The organism is Pseudomonas sp. BR20 (genome assembly GCF_050780135.1).
GTDB lineage: Bacteria > Pseudomonadota > Gammaproteobacteria > Pseudomonadales > Pseudomonadaceae > Aquipseudomonas.
In genome coordinates, this window is record NZ_CP172012.1 from 2,721,493 (window position 1) to 2,741,442 (window position 19,950).

Genomic DNA, 19,950 nt, shown 5'->3' on the forward strand with positions numbered 1-19,950 from the left:
TCGTTCCCACGCGCATGGGAACGATCATCTGAGTGTCATGCCGCTGGATGGGCGTCATCCAATGCTTTGTCCACCAACAGTTGCACACCTTCCAGCATTCGGCAGATGCCCAACGCTACATTGCGTTGCGTACCGTCGACTTCAAAGGCCAGGTGAGTGGCGATGTCGGTAATGGAGGATAGATCCTGGGACGCGTTGACCAGCAGGGTTTCCGTGCCCAGGTTGGGGCGCACGGTGAAGAGTTTTTCTGGGGGATTGGGGCTGTCTTTAATCATGGTGAAGCTCCTTTGTAAATGGGGCTGCCACGATTCGCGGTCAATCGAAGAGGGTGGCAGCTGTACGCGGGTTGACCGACCGGCCCAAAGAACAAAACCGGCATACCCGAAGGTATCCCGCGTACAGCTGCCGCGACACGATACATCAGACGTAAAAAAACGCCTAAGCTCGGTGTTGGCGCAGTTGCTCTTTGAAGTCGGACGGTCAAATCCGGCCGCTGAATTGGCAGCGACGGCGGAGAGGTTAGTCAGGGACGTTCCGAGCGACAACCTGAAACAGTCGTGGGATAAGTCCTAGGGTTCTCATGGCCAGACGCTACATCCTGTGGCGAGGAAGCAAGCTCCCTCGCCACAAACACCTAGTCAGCGTCCTTTTTTGCGTGACTTCGACCACGGCAAAATCATGCCCACCTCCTGCTGGTATCGCCGATACCGCTCTCCAAACAACGCCACCAGGTCCTTTTCTTCAAAGCCGGCGCCAATGAAGAGGTAAACCGTCATTCCTGTCGCAAATAGCAGGTGCCCCGCCGTCATGTACGGCGTTGCCCAAAAGGCGATCAGGAAGCCCAGGTACAGCGGGTGGCGCACGATCGTGTAGAACAGTGGTGTTGTGAAGACGGGCGCTTTCTGTGCAGTGTCGCGCCAACGGTCAAAGGCTTGCTTGAGTCCGAACAGCTCGAAGTGATTGATCAGGAAGGTCGACAGTAGCGCGATGCCCCAGCCAATCCAGAACAAGCCGATCAACAGGGCCTTGGCCCAGGTCCCTTCGACCTCCCACACCGTGAGCGTGATGGGTTGCCATAGCCAGAAGATCAACCCAAGCACCAGGCTGCTGAGCAGTACATACGTGGAACGTTCAACCGGCGCAGGCATGAATGCCGCCAGCCACTGCTTGAAGCCTTTGCGCGCCATGGCCGTGTGCTGGACACCGAACAGCAGGATCAGCGCGCAGTTGATCAGCACGGCGACTGGCCACGCGACGAGGGGGCCATCGTTGATGTTCTTGGGCACCGCCACGCTGCCGACGAAGCCGATCAAATATAAACACGTGATGAGGAACACCACGTAACAGCAGGCGCTGTACACCAGCCCGATGGCACGGGCGGTGCGGTTATTGTCGAGCTGCATGAGCATGCCTTTCCCACAGGGTGAATGGGCAGCAAACCCGCAGGTCAGCCACTCCATGGTTAAGCCTAGCGGGTTTTGCGTGCGCGGTAAGCTGGGATAATTGACAGCTCTCAGCGTGGCGGGCAGTAGGATTCAGCTGAGGGCAGTAAGGGGGCTCATCGGGGCATAGGTGCCTACACAACATTGGTTCAACGCTGAACGCCCGGCAGATAGGGCAGTTGTGGGGGATTTTTCAGGGTCTGGAGAGTTGTGTAGATACCCATGCTTATCGGGGGCAAGCCCCCTCCCACATTGAATTTTCAGTGTCTTGGAGATAGGTATCCGCCCAAACAAAAAATGCGCCCCTGAGGGCGCATTTTTTTGTTCGGTCAGCTATCGCCTATCAGGCCATTGCATCCCAGGCTCGATCACCGTGCTCGTCCTTGATCCGAGTCGGCAAGCCCATCACGTCCAGCGCCTTGAGGAACGGCTCAGCCGGCAGTTCCTCGACGTTGGCCATGTGTTTCACATCCCACTCGCCACGGGCTACCAGCAGCGCTGCGGCTACCGGTGGAACGCCTGCGGTGTAGGAGATGCCCTGGCTGTCGGTTTCAACGTAGGCTTCTTCGTGATCCGCTACGTTGTAGATGAACATCTCGCGCGGCTGGCCGTCCTTGGTGCCTTTGACCAGGTCGCCGATGCAGGTCTTGCCGGTGTAGCCCGGGGCGAGCGAAGACGGGTCGGGCAGCACGGCCTTGACCACTTTCAACGGCACCACTTCCAGGCCTTCGGCGGTGGTGACCGGCTTCTCGGAGAGCAGGCCGAGGTTTTTCAGCACGGTGAACACGTTGATGTAGTGTTCGCCGAAGCTCATCCAGAAACGCACGTTGGGCACGTCGAGGTTTTTCGACAGCGAGTGCACTTCATCGTGGCCGGTGAGGTAGAGGTTCTGCGAACCCACGACCGGCAGGTCGTCGGTGCGTTTGACTTCGAACATGGTGTTGCTGGTCCACTGGCTGTTCTGCCAGCTCCACACCTGCCCGGTGAATTCGCGGAAGTTGATTTCCGGATCGAAATTGGTGGCGAAGTATTTGCCATGGGAGCCGGCATTGACGTCGAGGATGTCGATCGAATCAATGCGGTCGAAATGCTGTTGCTGCGCCAGCGCGGCATACGCGTTGACGACACCCGGGTCGAAGCCCACGCCAAGGATGGCGGTGATGTTCTTCTGTTTGCACTCTTCCAGGTGGTTCCATTCGTAGTTGCCGTACCACGGCGGGGTCTCGCAGACCTTGCCCGGCTCTTCGTGGATGGCGGTGTCGAGGTACGCAACGCCCGTGTCGATGCAGGCACGCAGTACCGACATGTTGAGGAACGCGGAACCCACGTTGATGACGATCTGCGATTCAGTCTCACGGATCAGGGCCTTGGTCGCTTCCACGTCCAGGGCGTTCAGCGCGAAGGCTTGGATGTCGGCGGGAACCTTGAGGCTACCCTTGGCCTTGACGCTGTCGATGATGGCCTGGCATTTGGAGATGTTGCGCGACGCGATAGCAATACGACCGAGTTCGTCGTTGTGCTGCGCGCACTTGTGGGCCACCACCTTGGCGACACCTCCTGCACCAATGATAAGAACGTTCTTTTTCAATTGCTTTATCTCTCCTTTATCCGCCAGCTTAAGAAAGGCTGGACAGGTAGTCGTCGTAACCAAATTCACGAACCACTTCGACTGTACCGTCGAGTTGTTTCACTACGATGGACGGCATTTTCAGGCCGTTGAACCAATTTTTCTTGACCATGGTGTAGCCCGCGGTGTCGATGAACGACAGCCGATCGCCGATGGCCAGCGGACGATCAAATTGATACTCGCCGAAGATGTCCCCGGCCAGGCAGGATTTGCCGCACACCATGTAGGTGTGTTCACCGTCGCTCGGCGCCAGCTTGGCGTTGAGGCGATAGATCAGCAGGTCCAGCAGGTGAGCTTCGATGGAGCTGTCGACGACGGCGAGGTTTTTGCCGTTGTAGAGGGTGTCGAGCACGGTGACTTCCAGGGAGGCACTGTTGGTGATCGCAGCTTCGCCGGGTTCCAGGTAGACCTGCACGTCGTACTTCTGCGAGAACGCCTTGAGGCGCTGGCAGAAGGCGTCGATGGCATAGCCTTCACCGGTGAAGTGGATGCCGCCGCCGAGGCTGACCCAGTTGACCTTGTGCAGCAGCGCGCCGAAGCGTTCTTCGATGGTGTTCAGCATCTGGTCGAACAGGTTGAAGTCGCCGTTCTCGCAGTTGTTGTGGAACATGAAGCCGGAGATCTGTTCGATCACGCCTTCAATCTTCACCGGGTCCCATTCGCCCAGGCGGCTGAACGGACGCGCCGGATCGGCCAGCAGGTAGTCGGAGCTGCTCACCTGCGGGTTGACGCGCAGGCCGCGGGTCTTGCCTTCGCTGCGTTCGGCAAAACGCTGCAGCTGGCTGATGGAGTTGAAGATGATCTTGTCGCAGTTATCGAGCATCTCTTCGATTTCATCGTCGGCCCAGGCCACGCTGTAGGCGTGCGCCTCACCTTCGAACTTCTGGCGACCGAGCTTCAACTCATACAGCGACGACGAGGTAGTGCCGTCCATGTATTCCTGCATCAGGTCGAACACCGACCAGGTGGCAAAGCACTTGAGCGCCAGCAGGGCCTTGGCGCCGGACTGCTCGCGCACGTAAGCAATCTTCTGCATGTTGACCAGAAGCTTCTGTTTATCGATGAGGTAGTACGGCGTTTTGATCATTTTTGAGAGCCTGCGGCGGTGCCTGCCAAAAAAGGACACGCATTGTGCCCGCACTTGGATCGAATCGAAAGGTTAGCCGGCGGATTTTGCACGCCGGTTTTTCAAGCATAGCCCCGGAGTATGACTATCTAAGGATATGCACCCTCCCACATTTTGGCCTGTGTGACTTTGCTTCACTGCCATCAAACCGTCATCTCCCCACCACCTTCCTGCCACATTCCGCCGTTACTGTCCTCGCCAATGAGATCGATCTCAAGCGAGTGACCATGACTGATTTGAAAGACGTCGCGCGACTGGCCGGCGTATCCCGCGCGACCGCCGCCCGCACTTTTGCCTCCCCCGACCAGGTGCGCCCGGCGACCCGTGAGCAGGTGTTCGCCGCCGCCCGTGAGTTGGGGTTTCGGCCCAACCTGCTCGGCCGCCAACTGCGCCTGCAAACCACCCAGTTGATCGGCGTGGTAGTGCCCAACCTGCTCAACCCGGTGTTCGCCGAGCAGTTCCAGGCCATGGAGCGTGCCGCGCGGTTGCGTGGCTACAGCCTGGTGCTGGCGACCACCGACTACAGCAGCGAGCGCGAGTGCATTGTGGTGGAAGAACTGCTGCGCCAGCGCGTCGATGGCCTGGTGCTGACGGTCACCGATGCCGAAAGCAACAGCGTGCTCAGCAGCCTGAATACCGAAAAAACCCCGTTCGTGCTGGCCTATCACCAACCGAGCAACCCCAACTACAGCGCCGTGTCGGTGGACAACCGCGCGGGCATGGCCTTGGCCACGCGTTACCTGCTGGAGGCCGGTCATCGACGCATCAGCATGGTCGCCGGCCCCGCCTTGCAGTCCGACCGTGCACGCCTGCGTTATGCCGGTTACTGCGATGCGATGAAGGAATACGGCCTCAAAAGCCGCGCGGTGATCGAAATGCCCGCGCATACCCAGGCCGACTTCGCCGCCATCCAGCCGTACCTCAACGGCCCCGACGCCCCCAGTGCGCTGGTGTGTTCCAACGATTTCCTGGCTATCAGCCTGATCGCCGAGCTGCGCCGCAATGCCTGGAATGTACCCGGGCAACTGTCGGTGATGGGCTTTGACGGCATCGCCCTCGGCACCCAGATGCACCCGACCTTGTGCAGCGTGGTGCAGCCCATCGCGCTGCTGGCCAGCACGGTGATCGACCAACTGCTGGCACAGATTGCCGGGAATGACCCGGTTTCCCATTGCCTGCCTTGCCATATCCGGCCGGGCGAAAGTACCCAACCGTTTGAGGAGTCCCTTGATGCGCGCATTCAGTAAAACCCTGGCAGCTGTGCTGCTGTGCGGTGTGGCCAGCCTCGCCCAGGCCGCCGACACGGCTATTTGCTACAACTGCCCGCCGGACTGGGCCGACTGGGGCACGCAGCTCAAGGCCATTGCTGCCGACACGGGTGTGCAAGTGCCGCTGGACAACAAGAACTCCGGCCAGTCCCTGGCGCAACTGGTGGCCGAAAAGGCCGCGCCGGTCGCGGACGTGGTGTATTACGGCGTGACCTTCGGCTTGCAGGCGCAAAAGGCCGGCGTGGTCGATGGCTACAAACCCAAGGGCTGGGAGCAGATCCCCGCCGGGTTGAAAGACCCCGCGGGCCAGTGGTTTGCGATCCACTCCGGCACCTTGGGCATCATGGTCAACGTCGATGCATTGGGTGGCCTGCCGGTGCCGCAAAGCTGGGCCGACCTGCTCAAGCCTGAATACAAAGGCATGGTCGGCTACCTGGACCCGTCCAGCGCCTTCGTCGGTTACGTCTCTGCCGTGGCGATCAACCGCGCAATGGGTGGCGACCTGGACAACTTCGCCCCGGCCATCGACTACTTCCAGAAACTGGCGAAAAACGCCCCCATCGTGCCCAAGCAGACCGCTTATGCGCGGGTGCTGTCCGGCGAGTTGCCGATCTTGGTGGACTACGATTTCAACGCCTACCGCGCCCGCTACAAAGACAACGCCAATGTCGCCTTCGTGATCCCCAAGGAAGGCAGCATCAGCGTGCCTTATGTGATGAGCCTGGTGGCCAACGCGCCGCACCGCGCCAATGGCGAGAAGGTGCTGGACTTCGTACTGTCGGACCAAGGCCAGGCACTCTGGGCCAAGGCTTACTTGCGCCCGGTACGCCCGGTGACCATGCCGGCCGACGTCGCCGCGCAGTTCCTGCCCGACAGCGATTACGCCCGCGCCGGTGTGGTGGACTATCAGAAAATGGCCGCTGTGCAGGAAGCCTTCGCTGCCCGTTACCTGAACGAGGTCAAGTAAGTGGCTGCATCGGCAAAACAGGCGGCCTGGGCGCTGGCCCCGGCCTTTGCGGTGCTGTTCGCATTCTGGCTGTTGCCGCTGGCGCACTTGATGGTGCTCGGCGCCGAAAGCCGCGACAGCCACGGCAGCGGCTATTGGCAGGTGCTCAGTAGCGCGCAGTATCTGGGCAGCCTGGCGCAGACCTGCGTGCTGGCCATCGTGGTGACGTTCACCGCGTTATTGATCGGTGGCATCAGCGGTGTGTTCCTTGCGCGCCAGCAGTTTTTCGGGCGTTCGGCGTTGGTGGCCTTGCTCACGTTTCCCCTGGCGTTTCCGGGGGTGGTGGTGGGCTTCCTGGTGATCCTGTTGGCCGGGCGCCAGGGGCTGCTGGCGTCACTGGGCCTGCAGTTGGCCGGTGAGCGCTGGATCTTTGCCTACTCGCTGGCCGGGCTGTTTGTCGGCTACCTGTACTTCTCGATTCCGCGGGTGATCCTCACGGTGATGGCCGCGTGCGAAAGCCTCGACCGCAGCCTGGAAGAGGCCGCGCATTCGTTGGGAGCAGGGCACTGGCGGGTGGTCTGCGACGTGATCGTGCCGGGCCTGGCGCCGGCGTTGGCGTCCTGCGGCGCGATCTGCTTCGCCACGTCCATGGGCGCCTTCGGCACCGCGTTCACCCTGGGCACGCGGCTGAATGTGACCCCGGTGGCGATCTACAACGTGTTCACCAACTACGCCAACTTTGCCGTCGCCGCCGCGTTGTCGGTGGTGCTCGGCGCGCTGACCTGGGCGGTGTTATTGCTCACTCGACGCCTGGTGAAAAATGCGGGGACTGTCTTGTGAAGCGCTCATCGCTGTTTGTGATGCAACTGCTGTTTACCTTGCTGGTGTGCGCGTTCATGTTGGTGCCGGTGCTGATGTCGTTGCTGGCCGGGTTGACGCGCAATTTCTTCGTCGGCGTGTCCAGCGGCCTGACCTTCGACTGGCTGATCCAGGTATGGCAGGCCTATTCGCCCACCGTATGGCTGTCGTTGCAACTGGCGCTGGCGTGCGCGGTGTGTGTCTGCGTGATCGGCGTGCCGGCGGCGTATGCGCTGGTGTGCATGAACAACCGCTTCAGCCGTGCCTTTGAAGAACTGATGGTGCTGCCGGTGGCGATGCCGGGGCTGGCCAGTGCGCTGGCATTGCTGCTCACCTACGGCCAGTTCGGCACGTTTCGCAGCAGCTGGTTGTTCATCCTGGTGGGCCATGTGTTGTTCACCTTGCCGTTCCTGGTACGTCCGGTGATGGCGGTGATGCAACGCCAGCAACTGCCGGTGCTGGAAGAAGCGGCGGCCAGTCTGGGCGCCGGGCCGATCAAGCGCTTTTTTAGCGTGGTGGTGCCCAACTGCCGGGCGGGGATTCTGGCCGGCGTGCTGATGGTGGTGACCTTGTCGTTGGGAGAATTCAACTTGACCTGGATGCTCCACACACCGATGACCAAGACATTGCCCGTGGGCTTGGCCGACAGCTACGCCTCGGCGCGCCTGGAAATCGCCAGCGCCTACACCCTTATCTTTTTGCTGATGATCGTGCCGCTGCTGATTGCGTTGCAGGCCATCAGCGCTCGTTTGTCCCGTGGAGAGCGTCGATGACCGCTATCACTATTCGCCTGCAAGGCTGTCGCAAGGCGTTCGCCGACGGCACCGTGGCTGTGCATGATCTGAACCTGACCGTTGAAGGCGGTGAAACCCTGGCGATCCTCGGCCCGTCCGGCTGCGGCAAGACCACCACCTTGCGCCTGATTGCCGGCCTGGAACGCCCGGATGTGGGCCAGGTTTTTTTCGGCACCGACGACGTCACCCGCCTGCCCATCGAGCGCCGCGACGTGGGCATGGTGTTCCAGAACTACGCGCTGTTTCCCAACCTCGATGTGGCCGGCAATATCGTCTACGGCTTGAAGATTCGCGGCATGGCGCCGCTGGCGCGGAACAAGCGCTGCGAGGAACTGCTGGAGTTGGTCGGCCTGCAACAGCATGGCAAGCGCAGCATCCATGAATTGTCCGGTGGTCAGCGTCAACGCGTGGCCTTGGCCCGCGCCTTGGCGCCGCGCCCTAAAGTGCTGTTGCTGGACGAACCGCTGGCCGCCCTGGATGCGCAATTGCGTGAGCGCTTGCGCAGCGAGCTGAATGAGCTGCTGCGCGGCCTCGGTATCACCTCGGTATTTGTCACCCACGATCAGGGCGAAGCCATGGCCCTGGGCGATCGTATCCTGGTGATGGAACACGGCCGCGTCGCGCAACTGGCCAGCCCACGGGAGATCTACCAGAAACCGGCCAATGCGTTCGTCGCCGGTTTTGTCGGCAACCTCAATGCCTTCGCCGTCAGCTCGCGAACCGCCCATGGCCTGAAAGTCTGCGGCGGCGAGTTGCCGTGGCAGGCCGCCGACGTGCCCAACACCGTGTACTGCCGCCCCGAACACCTGCGGGTGATGGAGAGCGAAGGGCACTTGCACGGCCATCTATTGGCGCAGTTTTTCCAGGGCGCCCAAAGCCGCCTGCTGGTGGACGTGGGCGGCCCGCAACCGCTGCTGGTGGACAGCAGCGACAACCACCTGTACGCCGTCGGCGCGCCGATTGCCCTGGCGATTGCGCCGCACATGTTGTTCACCCTGAATGCGTGAGAGTTTGCTTGTGAATCGTCCGTTTCTTGTTGCGCAAATCAGCGACCTGCACCTTAAAGCCGGCCAGCGCCTGACGTATGGGGTGGTCGATACCTTGGGCGCGCTGCGCCGTGCCGTCGACCATTTGAACGCCAGCCAACCCCGGCCCGATATCGTGGTGGTCAGCGGTGACCTGGTGGACTTCGGTCGCGCCGATGAATACGCCGTGCTGCACCCCGAACTCGCGCGCCTGCACATGCCGTGCTACCTGGTGCCGGGCAACCACGACACACGCGGTCCGTTGCTCGAGGCATTCCGTGATCACGCCTATTTGCCGTCGTCGGCAGAGGGGCCGTTGGACTGGGTGGTGGACGAGCATCCGCTGCGTTTGATCGGCCTGGACTCGACTATCCCGGGTGGGCACGGCGGCCAGCTACTGGACAGCCAATTGCACTGGTTGGACGCGCAACTGGCACGCCGGCCGGACGCGCCAACGTTGCTGATCCTGCACCATCCGCCGTTTATCAGCGGCATCGGCCATATGGACCGCGAAGCCTTTATCAACGCCGCCGCACTGGAGCGCGTCGTGGCGCGCCACCCGCAAGTGGAACGCCTGCTGTGCGGGCACCTGCACCGGCCGATGCAACGACGCTTTGGCGGCAGCTTGAGTTGTGTGTGCCCCGGCACCTCCCATCAGATTGTGCTGGACCTGCAAGACGCCGCGCCCGCGCATTTCAACCTGGAACCGGCGGGGTATTTGTTGCATCGCTGGGATGCGCAACACGGCTTGATCAGCCACAACGGCGTGTTCGGGGATTACCCGGGGCCGTATCCGTTTTATGACGCTCATGGATTGATTGACTGAGGTTTACGGAGGTTTCACTTCACTCAACTAGCTAACAACTAAGCAACTGAACAACCGTTAACGCCCCGGCCAACGTCACGTTTGGCCGACGGCATCCTGCTGCCCATTTTTTGCGCCCGGAACTTGGATTCCGCGCCGGAGTTCGTCCTGATGAAAGCCACGTTGAATGTATTAACTGTATTGACCGGCGGCCTGGGCATTGCCCTGAGCCCCTTGGCGTCTGCTGACTTTTTGAGCGACAGCAAAGCCAACTTGAGCATGCGTAACTTCTACTTCAATAACGACAACCGCGACGGCACGGCGGCACCGTCGAAGACCGAAGAGTGGGGCCAGGCCTTTATCCTCAACTACCAGTCGGGCTTCACCGACGGCACCGTCGGCTTTGGCCTGGACGCCATCGGTATGCTCGGCGTGACCCTCGACAGCAGCGCCGCGCGCCATGTCGGCAGCTCGATGATCCCCACCGAAGACGGCAAGGCCACGGACAACTGGGCCCGTGGCGGTGCCACCGCCAAGGCGCGGTTTGCCAAGACCGAAGCGCGCTACGGCTACCTGCGCCCGAACCTGCCGATCCTGGTGAGCAACGACGGCCGCCTGTTGCCGCAGTCGTTCGAAGGCGGGCAAGTCACCAGCAAGGACATCGACAACCTGACCCTGGTCGGCGGCCAGCTTGAGCACACCACCGGTCGCGGCTCCAGCGACCGCAGTGGCCTGGCAGCGGCGGGCGGTACCCAGGAAAGCAATAAATTCACCTACGCCGGTGCGGACTACCAACTGACCAAGGACCTGATGGTTCAGTACTACTACGCCAACCTCGAAGACTATTACCAACAACACTTCGCCGGACTGATACATGTATTGCCGCTGGGCGAATACGGCTCATTGAAAACCGACCTGCGCTACTTCAAGACCAGCGCCGACGGCAAAAACAGCAGCGCCGCCGGCCGTGCCGAAGGCTACAAGCTGGGCGGCTATACCAAGAACGGCAACGGTGAAATCGACAACAACACCTGGAGCGCCGCGTTCATCTACTCCCTCGGCCCTCACGCGATCACCGCCGGCTACCAGCAAGTCTCGGACGACAGCAACTTCGCCCAACTCAACCAGGGCGGCCTGGTGAACAAAGGCGAGGGCGGTGCCAGCCTGTACCTCTACACCGACCGTACCGTGCAGACCTTCATCCAGGCCGGCGAACGCACCGCCTTTGCCCAGTACGCCTACGACTTCGCGTCGCTGGGTGTACCGGGCCTTAAGGCCTCGGTGATGTACCTCAAGGGCGAGCACATCCTCACCACCAGCGGCAACGATGCCAGCGAGTGGGAGCGGGACATCTCGTTGGATTACGTGGTGCAGAGCGGCACCTTCAAGAACGTCGGGTTCGGCTGGCGTAACGGCGTGTCACGCAGTGAAGTGGCGCGGGATCAGGACCAGAATCGGGTGTTTGTGAGTTATTCGATTCCGTTGATGTAGTACCGCTGAGCCCCTCACCTCTGTAGAAGCGAGCTTGCTCGCGAAAAACGTCAAGGCTCCGCGTGCCTCCAGAATTCACGCGTTATCGTTGACGACCTTCGCGAGCAAGCTCGCTTCTACAGGGGGCCGAGTGGGCACTCAGTGATAGTGCATGCGTCGCGGTGTCATCGCTGATCTGATGAAAACCGCAGCGCAGATAAAATGCTGCGGCTTCGGGTGTATCGGTAGATAAACGCACATCTTGGAATTTCAGTGCGGCGCAATCCAGCAATGCTTGCACCAGGGCCTTACCCACGTTTCGCCCTCGCATTTCGGGAGTAACGTATACCCGACGCAGTCGGCCCACTGTTGAGCCGGCGTAGGGATCACGGGAAACGCCGCCGACGGCAATCAGTTGCTTCTGGCAAAACACGCCCAAAAGGTACTCGCCCGGTTGTTCGAACCGATTGGCGCCTGCTTCCCACTCTGTGATCAGGCGCGTCAGGAACCTGAACCCTTCGGCAATGGCCTGCGCTTCCAACGTGTGGATCTCGTCTGGGAGTTCGTCCAGTCTACGTATCGAAAGGTCTTCGCTGGAGGGCTTCATAGGGACTCTTTGTGTAGGCCTTGAGCGTTGTTGCGATCTCATAGCTGATTGCGTTGCAGAGGCAACTGCCTTGGGTAATGACATCCCTGTGGGGACCTATCCGAAATAGCGTGGCTGGCACTGTAGCTGTGGCGAGGCTGGTTTTGATCAAGGGTACTCATTTGAAGGTTTGTTTAAGCGCATGGTAAGCGCAGTAGATGGGGTGCGAACAGCAATGGGTTGATCTATTCATTGCTCTCAACATGAGTAGAACTTGTGATCGTCAGGAATAAAATGAGTTTGTCTCACTATGGGTGTGTGTCGACAATGGCTGCCATATCTATCGACACTGGAGTTGTAAGTCATGGCAGTCGCTCATTCCCTCGGATTTCCGCGCATTGGACGCGATCGTGAACTGAAAAAAGCGCAGGAAGCGTTCTGGAAGGGCGAGCTTGACGAAGCCGGTCTGCGTGCGGTCGGCCGTGAACTGCGCAAGGCCCACTGGGATCTGCAAAAGCAGGCGGGCATTGAGCTGCTCCCTGTCGGTGATTTCGCCTGGTACGACCAGGTGCTGACCCACTCGCTGATGTTCGGCGTGATTCCCGAACGTTTTTGTCCGGCCGATGGCCATGCCACCCTCGACACCCTGTTCGGCATGGCCCGCGGTGTCAGCGACAGCTGCTGCGGCGGTGCCCACGCCCAGGAAATGACCAAGTGGTTCGATACCAACTACCACTACCTGGTGCCTGAATTCAGTGCCGACCAGCAATTCCACCTGGGTTGGGAGCAATTATTCGAAGAGGTGCAGGAAGCCCTCGACCTGGGTCACACCGTCAAGCCGGTGGTGATCGGCCCGCTGACCTACCTGTGGCTGGGCAAGGCCAAGGGCGGTGACTTCGACAAGCTCGACCTGCTTGAGCGCCTGCTGCCGTTGTACGGCCAGATCTTCCAGCGGCTGGCCGACCTCGGCGTGGAATGGGTGCAGATCGACGAACCGATCCTGGTCCTCGACCTGCCGCAGGACTGGAAAAACGCCTTCGAGCGTGCCTACAACCTGATCCAGCGCGACCCACTGAAAAAGCTGGTGGCGACCTATTTCGGTGGCCTGGAAGAGAACCTGGGCCTGGCCGCAAACCTGCCGGTGGATGGCCTGCACATCGACCTGGTGCGTGCGCCGGAGCAGTACCCGACCATCCTTGACCGCCTGCCGGCGTACAAGGTGCTGTCCCTGGGCGTGGTCAACGGCCGTAACGTGTGGCGTTGCGACCTCGAAAACGCCCTGGCTACTTTGCAGCACGCCCATGAGAAATTGGGCGATCGCCTGTGGGTGGCGCCGTCCTGCTCCTTGCTGCACAGCCCGGTGGACCTGGGCCGTGAAGACCAGTTGGATGCCGAGCTGAAAAGCTGGCTGGCGTTCGCTGTGCAAAAATGCGCCGAAGTGGCGGTGCTGGCGCAAGCGGTTAACCAGCGTGAAGCGCCCAACGTCCTCGCCGCGCTGGCCGAAAGCCGCGCCGTGCAGGCGGCTCGCGCTGCCTCGCCGCGTATCCACAAGCCTGCGGTACAAGCGCGTGTGGCGGCGATTACCCGCCAGGACAGCCAGCGCCAGTCGCCGTTCACCCAGCGTATCGAGAAACAACGTACGGGCCTGAAGCTGCCGCTGTTCCCGACCACCACCATCGGTTCGTTCCCGCAGACCGCCTCAATCCGCTTGGCGCGCCAGTCCTACAAGCAAGGCAAGTTGAGCCAGGCCGAATACGTCGAAGCCATGCACAGCGAGATTCGTCACGCCGTCGAGGTGCAGGAAAACCTCGGTCTGGACGTGCTGGTGCACGGTGAAGCCGAGCGCAACGACATGGTCGAGTACTTCGCCGAGCAGTTGGACGGCTACGTGTTCACCCGCTTTGGCTGGGTACAGAGCTACGGTTCGCGTTGCGTGAAACCAGCGGTAATCTTCGGCGACCTGAGCCGCCCGAAGGCGATGACGGTGGAGTGGATCCGCTACGCCCAGGGCCTGACCCGCAAGGTGATGAAGGGCATGCTGACCGGCCCTGTGACCATGCTGATGTGGTCATTCCCGCGCGAAGACGTGAGCCGCGAAGTGCAGGCCCGCCAACTGGCCCTGGCGATTCGCGACGAAGTGGTCGACCTGGAAGCCGCCGGCATTCAGCTCGTACAAATTGACGAAGCCGCGTTCCGCGAAGGCCTGCCGTTGCGCCAGGCGCAGTGGCAAGGGTACCTGGACTGGGCCACCGAAGTGTTCCGCCTGTGCGCCTCGGGCGTGCGCGATGAAACCCAGATCCACACGCACATGTGCTACAGCGAGTTCAACGATGTGATCGAGTCCATCGCCGCCATGGATGCCGACGTGATCACCATCGAGACCTCGCGCTCGGACATGGAGTTGCTGGACGCGTTCGAAGCCTTCGCCTACCCCAACGACATCGGCCCGGGCGTCTACGACATCCACTCGCCACGGGTGCCGGATGCCTCGGAAATGGCCAACCTGCTGCGCAAGGCCGCCCAGCGGATTCCCGCCGAGCGCTTGTGGGTGAACCCGGATTGCGGGTTGAAGACACGCGGTTGGCCGGAGACGGAGGCGGCGTTGATTCATATGGTCACCGCAGCTCGCCAGCTACGCGCTGAGTTGGCTTAACATCGTAAAAAATGTGGGAGGGAGCAAGTCGTATCGTCGCACCGCCCCTCCCATATTTAGTCCATGTCAGGTCAGAGGTATTTGAGCCAGGTAATATCGCGCCGCCGCGCTTTGAGCCCGGCGAACCAGCGCACCGGCAGGTAGAGCGCCAGGGGCAATGCCAGCGCCATCAGCCACACCGCACCGATACTGTCGAAGCCAAAGTAGTTGCCATGGTTCAGGCCAAACAGCGCAACACTCGCGACATACAGCACTTTCAGCACATAAAGATGCAGCAGATAAAAGAACATCGGCGCCGCACCAAACACCGCCAATACGCCGATCCAGCGTCGATGCCCCACGCGTTCAAACGCCAGCAACAGCAACAGCCCAATCCCCAGGGTCAGCGCCAGGAACAACAGCGAAGGCGGGTACTTGGTGACGTTGAAAAAGCTCATCAGCGTCTGCACGCCGCTGTCATACGCCTGCCAGGGCTTCTCGCCGTAGCCATTGAGCGCACGCAACAGCACAAACCCCACCAACGCACTCATACCGCCGACCAGCAAATAGCGCTGGCGCACGGCAGGCAGCGTGGCATTGGCAAACCACGGTCCCAGGCCGTAACCCAGGGCAATCACGCCGATCCACGGCAGTACCGGGTAGGTCGTGCGCAGGCGCAGGGTGTCGGACACGTCAATCCAACTGCGTTCATGCAGGATCGTCCACGGAATATGCAGCGCCGAGCCTGGATCGAAATGCAGCCCATCCAGCAGGTTGTGCCCGCCGATGATCACCAGCGCCAGCCCGATCAACAGCGGGCGCGGCAACCACACCAGGGCGGCGAGGGCGAGCATGCTGACGCCAATCGCCCAGATCACCTGCAGATAGATCACGCTGGGCGGCAGTTGGAAGGTCCAGGCGAAGTTGACCAGGGTGAATTCCAGCACCACCAGGAAAAGCCCGCGCTTGAACAGGAACGCCGACACATCGCGCCGGCCCTGGTATTTCTGGCCGTATAAAAACGCGGATAACCCCGTGAGCAACACAAACACCGGCGCACACAGGTGGGCGAGGGTGCGGCTGATAAACAGCGCGGGTTCTGTGCTGTCGAGGCTCATCGGGTCGCTGACTTGCCGATGCAGCAGGAAGGTTTCGCGCACGTGGTCGAGTAGCATGAACAGGATCACCAGGCCGCGCAGGGCGTCGATGGAGAGCAGGCGTTGGCGCAGGGGAACGGCATCGGTCATGGGCAGGATCACAGGGCAGGGCGGAAAGTTGGCGTTATCCTATAACATTAATTTGCGCGTTGCCGTGCTTCGTTGTCCAGACTAGAATGCGATCAATTCTTAATTACTCCTTGGCCTCGGCGCCGGTGACTTGCATGTCGTCCCCCCTCAATCTGCCTATCAAGGACCTGTACTGCGAACACCACGGATGGTTGTATCGCTGGCTTGACCGCAAGCTGGGCAATGCCAGCGACGCGGCCGACCTGGCCCACGACACCTTCATGCGCCTGCTGACTCGCCAGGGCAGCGTGGGTTTTGGCAGCGAGCCGCGCGCTTTGCTCACCCATATCGCCAAGGGACTGATGATCGACAGCTGGCGGCGCCAGGAAGTCGAACGGGCCTACCTCGAGACCATCGCCCACCTGCCCGAGCAGCAAGTACCGTCGCCGGAAACTCGCTGGTTGATCCTCGAAGCGCTGTACCGCATCGAAGCCATGTTGCGCGATCTGCCCGAGAAAACCCGCCAGGCCTTCCTGATGTCGCAGATCGACGGTCTCACCTACCAGCAGGTCGCTGACGAATTGAAGGTGTCGCTGGCCTCGGTCAAGCGCTACATGCGCGATGCGTTCCTCGCATGCCTGAGCGTGGCATGAACCCGTCGATCGACCCGCTGATCCTCGGTGAAGCCGCCGACTGGATGGTGCAACTGCAATCTGGCAGCGCCACCGACGAGGATCGCCGTGCCATCGCCCAATGGCAGTGCCGCAGTGCCCAGCACGCCCAGGCCTGGCAACGGGCGGAGGCGATCCTCGGCGATTTCAACAGTGTGCCCGGCGCGATTGCCGGGGACACCCTAAAGCGCATTGGCCGTAAGAGAGCCTTCGGCCGGCGCCAGGCCCTCGGGCTGTTGCTGCTGGCGGGGCCGGCAAGCTGGCTGGCCTTGCAGCACAAGCCCTGGCAGGCATGGACCGCCGACCAGCACACCGCCATCGGCGAACAACGCAACCTTACGCTACCGGATGGCACGCGGCTGCTGATCAACACCGCCAGCTCGCTGAATATCGCCTACGCCGACAACGTGCGGCGTATCGAGTTGTTGCAAGGCGAAGTCATGATCACCACGGCCCAGGACCCTGCGCCGACTCATCGTCCGTTTATCGTGCAGACCCGCCACGGCACCGCCCGCGCACTGGGCACGCATTTCAGTGTGCGGGTCGGTGAGCAGAGCAGCCGCGTGGCGGTGATCGACGGGGCGGTGGAAATGCTGCCGCAGCATGCCAGCCATGGGCTGATTCTCAAGGCCGGCGAGCAGAGCGCGTTCGGCAGCGACAGCGTGGCGGCGCTGGCGCCGCTGGATGTTGGCGCGCTGAGCTGGGAGAACGGCATGTTGCTGGCGCAGCAGATGCGTCTGGCGGATTTGCTTGAGGAGTTGGGCCGCTACCGGCATGGCGTGTTGCGCTGCGACGCCAGTGTGGCCGAGCTGAGCGTGTCCGGCGCGTTCCCGTTGCGTGACACCGATGCCAGCCTGCGTCTTTTGCAGGAAACCCTGCCGGTAACCATCAGCAGCTTGACCGGCTACTGGGTAACGATTGAGCCACGCTGAAATTTTTACCTTTTCGCTGATACCTTTTTCGTTGTCGCCCGGTGTAGGGGAGAACCCTCAACTTTGCACCGCGCCGACAGGAATGCCCATGACCTTCACACCGCACCCCATCCGCCCTTTGAAGGCATTGACCCTGGCTGTCGCGCTGGCGGCCATTGCGCCGCTGCACAGCGCCGTGGCTGACGAGGCGGCGACCAGCGCGGCGCGCAGCTACCAGATCGCGCCAGGGCCATTGGGTAATGTATTGGCGCAGTTTGCGGCGCTGTCGGGCGTGCCGTTGTCGTTTGACGCCATGTTGCTCAATGATCAGCGGAGCACAGGTTTGCAGGGCAGCTACACCGCACAATCGGGCTTTATGCAGTTGCTGCAAGGGAGCGGCTATACGCTGCAAAGCGCCGGCAGCAATGGCTACACCGTCGTGCCACAGGCCACTGGCGACGCGCTGGAGTTGGGCGCCACCACCATCAGCGGTGAAGGCGGGGCGCAGGCGGATACCTACGGCGGCGGGCAGGTGGCGCGTTCGGCACGGCTCGGCGTGTTGGGCAATCGCTCGATCAGTGATGTGCCGTTCAGCGTGGTCAGCTACACCGCCAAGACCATCGCCGACCAGCAGGCACGCACCGTCGGGGATGTGCTGCTCAACGACGCCTCGGTGCGCCAGTCATCCGGCTTCGGCAACTTCTCCCAGGTGTTCACCATCCGTGGCCTACCCTTAAACACCGATGACATTGCCTTCAACGGCCTGTACGGCGTGCTGCCCCGGCAAATCATCACCACCGAGGCGCTGGAGCGCGTCGAGTTGTTCAAAGGCCCCAATGCCTTCGTCAATGGTGTATCGCCCGCTGGCAGCGGCATTGGCGGCAGCGTCAACCTGGTGCCCAAACGTGCCGAAGACATCGCCACCCGCAGCGTCACCCTCGACACCACCACCGACGGGCAGTCCGGTGGTCACCTTGATCTGGGCCAACGCTTTGGCGAAGACAACCGCTTCGGCGCCCGGGTCAACCTGGCCAGGCATGGCGGCGACACAGCCATCGATGATGAATTCAAAAGCTCGCAACTGGTGGCCGTGGCCCTGGATTACCGTGGTGATCGCCTGCGCCTGTCCACCGACTTCGGCTATCAGAAAGAGCGCATCAACAACGGCCGTTCCGTGGTCTACCCCAACGGCACCCAGGTACCCAAGGCGCCGTCGGCCAAGGATAACTATGCGCAGGACTGGAGTTGGTCGGAGCTGGAGGACACCTACGGCATGTTCAATGCCGAGTACGACCTTAATGAAACCTGGACGGTCTATGTCGGTGGCGGTGCCAAGCACACACGCGAGAATGGTCAGTATTCGTCGTTGTATGTGGGCAACGATGGCAGCGGTCGCGTGGGCTTTTTGTACTCGCCCCATGATGAAGACAACAAGAGCGCCATGGCCGGCCTGAACGGGCATTTCAACACGGGGTCGGTGACCCATCAGGTCAACTTCGGATTGTCCGGCATCTGGGGGGAGCAGCGTTCAGCATTTGAGGCGATCCAGCAGGGCAACCGGCGGCCGGGCAATCTGTACAACCCGACCCAGGTACCACGCCCGACCGTGACTTACTTTGGCAGCGATCTCCACGACCCGCGCATCGTCGGTAAGAATCGCATCAAGAGTGCCGCCGTTTCGGACACGCTGGGCTTCATTGATGATCGCGTGTTGTTGACCGTTGGCGTACGTCGCCAGACCATCGAAGTGGATGGCTGGAACACCACGAGCGGTGCGCGCACCGCAAACTATGGCGAGTCCATTACCACGCCGGTGTATGGGCTTGTGGTCAAGCCGTGGGAGCACGTGTCGTTCTATGCCAATCGGATTGAGGGGCTGGCCCAGGGACCCACGGTGCCGACGGCTGTCGACATCACCAACAGCGGCGACGTATTTCCACCCAGTCGCAGTAAACAGACAGAAGCCGGGGTCAAGCTCGATTGGGAAAACTACGGTGCGACCCTCGGCGTATACCGCATCGAACAGCCCAACAGCGCGACCAACAATAACCCCGGTAGTGTGACGCCGCAGTTTCCCAACGGTACGCGGACGTTCAATGTCGACGGCGAGCAAATCAACAAAGGCGTCGAACTCAACGTGTTCGGCGAACCCCTCGACGGCCTGCGTCTGTTGGCCGGCGCCACGTGGATGCACACCGAATTGCAGAACACCTCCAACGGTCTTAGCGACGGCAACCGTGCCGCCGGCGTGCCGCGTTTCCAGTATAACCTGGGGGCCGACTGGGACATCCCGGGCCTCCAGGGCGCCGCCGTCAACGCGCGGATGCTGCGTACCGGGGGGGAATACGTCAACGCCACCAACACCCTGAACATCCCGGCCTGGACCCGCGTCGATCTCGGCGCCCGCTACGGCTTCAAGGCTGATGACAAGTACATCACTTTGCGCGCCAATGTCGAAAACGTGGCGAACAAAGCGTACTGGGCGTCGGCGTCGACGGCCAATAACTACCTGACCCAGGGCGAGCCGCGTACGGTGAAGCTGTCGGCCACGGTGGACTTCTAA

General features: G+C 61.4%; 17 protein-coding genes. 11 read left to right on the plus strand and 6 right to left on the minus strand.

Going from position 1 to position 19,950, the window contains the following annotated elements; genetic code table 11:
- Positions 1–35: 35 nt before the first annotated feature.
- From ACHPFG_RS12560 to ACHPFG_RS12575, 4 genes are all read right to left on the minus strand, one after another.
- Positions 36–275 carry a DUF6124 family protein gene (locus ACHPFG_RS12560; RefSeq protein ID WP_131699891.1) on the minus strand — a complete coding sequence of 80 codons (240 nt, stop codon included), beginning with the start codon at positions 273–275 and terminating at the stop codon, positions 36–38.
- 363 nt (positions 276–638) lie between these two features.
- Positions 639–1,403 carry a methanethiol S-methyltransferase gene (gene mddA, locus ACHPFG_RS12565; RefSeq protein ID WP_431702764.1) on the minus strand — a complete coding sequence of 255 codons (765 nt, stop codon included), beginning with the start codon at positions 1,401–1,403 and terminating at the stop codon, positions 639–641.
- Positions 1,404–1,785: 382 nt separating this feature from the next.
- Positions 1,786–3,030 (minus strand): saccharopine dehydrogenase family protein, encoded by a 1,245-nt coding sequence (locus ACHPFG_RS12570; RefSeq protein ID WP_431702766.1) that lies wholly within the window; start codon positions 3,028–3,030, stop codon positions 1,786–1,788.
- A 28-nt stretch (positions 3,031–3,058) separates the two neighbouring features.
- Positions 3,059–4,156: a carboxynorspermidine decarboxylase gene (locus ACHPFG_RS12575; RefSeq protein WP_074847089.1), complete on the minus strand. Its 1,098-nt coding sequence runs from the start codon at positions 4,154–4,156 to the stop codon at positions 3,059–3,061.
- A gap of 266 nt (positions 4,157–4,422) precedes the next feature.
- Between ACHPFG_RS12575 and ACHPFG_RS12580 the strand changes: the two genes are divergently transcribed.
- From ACHPFG_RS12580 to ACHPFG_RS12610, 7 genes are all read left to right on the plus strand, one after another.
- Entirely contained in the window at positions 4,423–5,442 is a 1,020-nt protein-coding gene (locus ACHPFG_RS12580; protein WP_431702768.1) for a LacI family DNA-binding transcriptional regulator, read from the plus strand.
- Positions 5,426–6,430 (plus strand): ABC transporter substrate-binding protein, encoded by a 1,005-nt coding sequence (locus ACHPFG_RS12585; protein WP_131699895.1) that lies wholly within the window; start codon positions 5,426–5,428, stop codon positions 6,428–6,430. Before ACHPFG_RS12580 ends, ACHPFG_RS12585 begins: the two co-directional genes overlap by 17 nt.
- Positions 6,431–7,249: an ABC transporter permease gene (locus ACHPFG_RS12590; RefSeq protein WP_131699896.1), complete on the plus strand. Its 819-nt coding sequence runs from the start codon at positions 6,431–6,433 to the stop codon at positions 7,247–7,249. It abuts the gene before it with no gap.
- Positions 7,246–8,040, plus strand: a complete 795-nt coding sequence (locus tag ACHPFG_RS12595; protein ID WP_053134324.1) for an ABC transporter permease — start codon at positions 7,246–7,248, stop codon at positions 8,038–8,040. Before ACHPFG_RS12590 ends, ACHPFG_RS12595 begins: the two co-directional genes overlap by 4 nt.
- Positions 8,037–9,068, plus strand: a complete 1,032-nt coding sequence (locus ACHPFG_RS12600) for an ABC transporter ATP-binding protein (protein ID WP_431702771.1) — start codon at positions 8,037–8,039, stop codon at positions 9,066–9,068. Before ACHPFG_RS12595 ends, ACHPFG_RS12600 begins: the two co-directional genes overlap by 4 nt.
- A gap of 10 nt (positions 9,069–9,078) precedes the next feature.
- On the plus strand, positions 9,079–9,912 hold the full coding sequence (locus ACHPFG_RS12605; protein ID WP_122764168.1) for a metallophosphoesterase: 834 nt from the start codon (positions 9,079–9,081) through the stop codon (positions 9,910–9,912).
- 150 nt (positions 9,913–10,062) lie between these two features.
- The gene (locus ACHPFG_RS12610; RefSeq protein WP_431702774.1) at positions 10,063–11,382 is read left to right on the plus strand and encodes an OprD family porin; all 1,320 of its coding nucleotides are present in this window, start codon (positions 10,063–10,065) and stop codon (positions 11,380–11,382) included.
- A gap of 82 nt (positions 11,383–11,464) precedes the next feature.
- Here the strand turns inward: ACHPFG_RS12610 and ACHPFG_RS12615 are convergent, their stop codons facing one another.
- On the minus strand, positions 11,465–11,968 hold the full coding sequence (locus tag ACHPFG_RS12615) for a GNAT family N-acetyltransferase (protein WP_431702777.1): 504 nt from the start codon (positions 11,966–11,968) through the stop codon (positions 11,465–11,467).
- A gap of 343 nt (positions 11,969–12,311) precedes the next feature.
- Between ACHPFG_RS12615 and metE the strand changes: the two genes are divergently transcribed.
- Positions 12,312–14,600, plus strand: coding sequence for a 5-methyltetrahydropteroyltriglutamate--homocysteine S-methyltransferase (gene metE, locus ACHPFG_RS12620; protein ID WP_431702779.1), 2,289 nt, complete (start codon positions 12,312–12,314; stop codon positions 14,598–14,600).
- A gap of 71 nt (positions 14,601–14,671) precedes the next feature.
- On the opposite strand, the gene ACHPFG_RS12625 is transcribed toward metE, so the two are convergent.
- Positions 14,672–15,826, minus strand: coding sequence for a DUF1624 domain-containing protein (locus ACHPFG_RS12625; protein WP_431702781.1), 1,155 nt, complete (start codon positions 15,824–15,826; stop codon positions 14,672–14,674).
- Between the two features lie 134 nt (positions 15,827–15,960).
- Here ACHPFG_RS12625 and ACHPFG_RS12630 point away from each other — a divergent pair, with 134 nt between their 5' ends.
- The 3 genes from ACHPFG_RS12630 to ACHPFG_RS12640 all read left to right on the plus strand — a co-directional run bounded on the left by ACHPFG_RS12630 (position 15,961) and on the right by ACHPFG_RS12640 (position 19,950).
- Positions 15,961–16,458 (plus strand): sigma-70 family RNA polymerase sigma factor, encoded by a 498-nt coding sequence (locus tag ACHPFG_RS12630; protein WP_131699902.1) that lies wholly within the window; start codon positions 15,961–15,963, stop codon positions 16,456–16,458.
- The gene (locus ACHPFG_RS12635; protein ID WP_431702783.1) at positions 16,455–17,408 is read left to right on the plus strand and encodes a FecR domain-containing protein; all 954 of its coding nucleotides are present in this window, start codon (positions 16,455–16,457) and stop codon (positions 17,406–17,408) included. Before ACHPFG_RS12630 ends, ACHPFG_RS12635 begins: the two co-directional genes overlap by 4 nt.
- An 88-nt stretch (positions 17,409–17,496) precedes the next feature.
- Positions 17,497–19,950: a TonB-dependent siderophore receptor gene (locus tag ACHPFG_RS12640; RefSeq protein ID WP_431702785.1), complete on the plus strand. Its 2,454-nt coding sequence runs from the start codon at positions 17,497–17,499 to the stop codon at positions 19,948–19,950.

Coding starts and splice junctions, on each gene's coding strand:
- ACHPFG_RS12560 (WP_131699891.1), bottom strand. CDS start 275: ATGATTAAAGACAGCCCCAATCCCCCAGAAAAACTCTTCACCGTGCGC.
- mddA (WP_431702764.1), bottom strand. CDS start 1,403: ATGCAGCTCGACAATAACCGCACCGCCCGTGCCATCGGGCTGGTGTAC.
- ACHPFG_RS12575 (WP_074847089.1), bottom strand. CDS start 4,156: ATGATCAAAACGCCGTACTACCTCATCGATAAACAGAAGCTTCTGGTC.
- ACHPFG_RS12580 (WP_431702768.1), top strand. CDS start 4,423: ATGACTGATTTGAAAGACGTCGCGCGACTGGCCGGCGTATCCCGCGCG.
- ACHPFG_RS12585 (WP_131699895.1), top strand. CDS start 5,426: ATGCGCGCATTCAGTAAAACCCTGGCAGCTGTGCTGCTGTGCGGTGTG.
- ACHPFG_RS12600 (WP_431702771.1), top strand. CDS start 8,037: ATGACCGCTATCACTATTCGCCTGCAAGGCTGTCGCAAGGCGTTCGCC.
- ACHPFG_RS12610 (WP_431702774.1), top strand. CDS start 10,063: ATGAAAGCCACGTTGAATGTATTAACTGTATTGACCGGCGGCCTGGGC.
- ACHPFG_RS12615 (WP_431702777.1), bottom strand. CDS start 11,968: ATGAAGCCCTCCAGCGAAGACCTTTCGATACGTAGACTGGACGAACTC.
- metE (WP_431702779.1), top strand. CDS start 12,312: ATGGCAGTCGCTCATTCCCTCGGATTTCCGCGCATTGGACGCGATCGT.
- ACHPFG_RS12625 (WP_431702781.1), bottom strand. CDS start 15,826: ATGACCGATGCCGTTCCCCTGCGCCAACGCCTGCTCTCCATCGACGCC.
- ACHPFG_RS12630 (WP_131699902.1), top strand. CDS start 15,961: ATGTCGTCCCCCCTCAATCTGCCTATCAAGGACCTGTACTGCGAACAC.
- ACHPFG_RS12635 (WP_431702783.1), top strand. CDS start 16,455: ATGAACCCGTCGATCGACCCGCTGATCCTCGGTGAAGCCGCCGACTGG.
- ACHPFG_RS12640 (WP_431702785.1), top strand. CDS start 17,497: ATGACCTTCACACCGCACCCCATCCGCCCTTTGAAGGCATTGACCCTG.